Origin of the sequence: Phascolarctobacterium sp., from assembly GCF_045124115.1 — a bacterium.
Lineage (GTDB): Bacteria > Bacillota > Negativicutes > Acidaminococcales > Acidaminococcaceae > Phascolarctobacterium_A.
This window is the reverse complement of the sequence record NZ_JBGVLF010000003.1, coordinates 1-1,985: the sequence shown is the minus strand read 5'-3', so window position 1 is coordinate 1,985 and position 1,985 is coordinate 1. Positions and strand designations below refer to the sequence as shown.

The 1,985-nt window shown below is 45.3% G+C and carries 4 protein-coding genes; all 4 read right to left on the bottom strand.

What is annotated here, in order from left to right:
* Positions 1-419 (bottom strand): hypothetical protein (locus ACJMM4_RS00385; RefSeq protein ID WP_405382516.1); only part of this gene is annotated, 419 nt, incomplete at its 3' end.
* A 130-nt stretch (positions 420-549) separates the two neighbouring features.
* Positions 550-993, bottom strand: coding sequence for a hypothetical protein (locus tag ACJMM4_RS00380; protein WP_405382515.1), 444 nt, complete (start codon positions 991-993; stop codon positions 550-552).
* Positions 994-1,096: 103 nt separating this feature from the next.
* Positions 1,097-1,522, bottom strand: coding sequence for a phage tail fiber protein (locus ACJMM4_RS00375; RefSeq protein ID WP_405382513.1), 426 nt, complete (start codon positions 1,520-1,522; stop codon positions 1,097-1,099).
* A gap of 13 nt (positions 1,523-1,535) precedes the next feature.
* Positions 1,536-1,985: DUF3383 family protein (locus tag ACJMM4_RS00370; RefSeq protein WP_405382511.1), on the bottom strand; the 450-nt coding region annotated here is incomplete at its 5' end.

Genomic DNA, 1,985 nt, shown 5'->3' with positions numbered 1-1,985 from the left:
GTGATAGGCTTCTGTGCCAGTTCTGTGGCATCCAACCCCATGGCTTCAAAGAAAGGTTTTACTCTGGAATGCCCTGTAATAGCCATCCGGGTCAGATTCATGTTCAGAGTGCCTAGGGTCTGCTCAAAGCCCTCTACACTGCCGCCAGCGTTCTCTATAGCCCTGCTCCACGCTGTCATGTCTTCAATGCTGACTTTGTAAGCCTTTGAAAGCTTATTCATCTGCCCTAACTCTTTGGTAATGCTGTCAAATAACGCACCAAAGGAAAGGGTAGCACCAGCCAGCAGGGGAGCAAATACTTTACTCATAGCAGATTTTAAGCCTACCGCCAGCTTGCTCTGTGCTGTTGCCAGCCCTTTATCAAGTTTTGAAGCGTCAATGCCTAACGCTATATATAAAGTATCAACTACTTTTGCCATGCTTTAGCCTCATTGATTCCGTTAATATACGCAATTTCATACAGATCCATTGCGTCCTCATAGCTGTATACTGTTTGCAGTTCATATAAAGTAGCCAGATTACGGCTCAATATCACAGCAAACAAGTTCCTTACATTTGGGTACTCCTGCCAATGCTTACCGCTGGCTTGACTTCTTGGGAGTTCCCTGCGTCTTGAAAAAAATCAAAAGACAAGCTGAAAGCTTCCTTTTTCAGCGTGAGCAGTGTGCGGAAATCCTCAATGTAGCCGTCCACTGTTTCCGGGGTGCATTTCTCTTCCATCTTGCCTACTACCCGGTAACAGCACCCCAGCAGAATGTCAGAAAGTTCTTTCACTCTTGTATAATCCAGCTTTTCAAGGGCAGAAAATAAAGCCTTTGTGTTAAGCTGGTAGTTTTTCAGTTCATTCACATCCATGTCACCCAGTTCCTTATTGGCTAACAGCAGTAAGGCTTTGATAATCAATTCTTCCTGCTGGGTAGCCGTTAACTGCTTGATTTTAAACTGGAGTGAATTGCCGTTATCGTTAATTGTGATAGTTTTTTCTTTTAACATAATTACCCCCTAGAAAGCCGTAAAACGCCCTATAACGCAGTTTTATACAAGCCCCCATTAAGTTTATGAGTAGCCGTATAAACTGCGTTTACAGGCGTGTTTCTTATGCTATGGTCTTCTTCTCAAAATCGAAGCCATAGCTTACCGGGTCAAGTACCCTTTTCAGTGCAGGAAGAGCCTTGGCTGTTTTCAGTACGCCCCCGGTGTAGGTGTAGGTCTTACCCACAGCAGGAACAGTGATAACCAGCGTAACTTCATAAGTACGCCTGTTCTTCTGGCTTGCCAGATACAAGTTATTTAAGAACTGTACGCTGGGGCTAGCTGCTTCAAACTGAATTGTTACATTTTTGATGCTGGGCGTATAGCCAGCCGCCATGTAACCATCCACGCCCATCCGGGTTTCAGCAATGGTATCCTCTGCTTCATCAATGGCTTGGTCAGTGCTAAAGTTATTCAGAGCAAAGCCAGCAGGGTATAAATCTTTGACTACCATGTAGGCGGTAGCGTTTGCACTAGTAATATTATTCATTTATGCCACCCCCTTACATTAAGGCTGTCATGGGTACATTCAGCTTGTTAACACTGCCGCCATAGGTGTACCACACATTAATAATAGGCGTTCCCCTTTCAGCCCTAACAGCCGCTCCGGGGTCTTCCACCTGTACAAAATAACCCTCTGTGAAAAGCTGTTCCGTAATATCCTGCCCAGCTTCCACATATAACTCTGCTTTCTGCTTTTCAGAAAGCACTACGCCAGCGTCAATAACTCCATTTAAGAGAGCTGTGTTGATGGGGTCTTGTAACCATGCCTTAATCTGGGTATAGCCTGCTTCAGTGTAAGGCACACGCCCTGCAATGGTCATGCCATCCATGCAGGAAATCTGGATAGCACTGCGTAACCAGATAGCATTTACCCATGCGTCAAGATAGCGGTAATCCCCGGATACCTTGCCATTGTACATGAAAACAAATTCCGGGTTTCTGGTAGCCCA

Excerpts from the sequence above, each read along its gene's own strand:
- ACJMM4_RS00380 (WP_405382515.1), bottom strand. The coding sequence starts at position 993 with ATGTTAAAAGAAAAAACTATCACAATTAACGATAACGGCAATTCACTC.
- ACJMM4_RS00375 (WP_405382513.1), bottom strand. The coding sequence starts at position 1,522 with ATGAATAATATTACTAGTGCAAACGCTACCGCCTACATGGTAGTCAAA.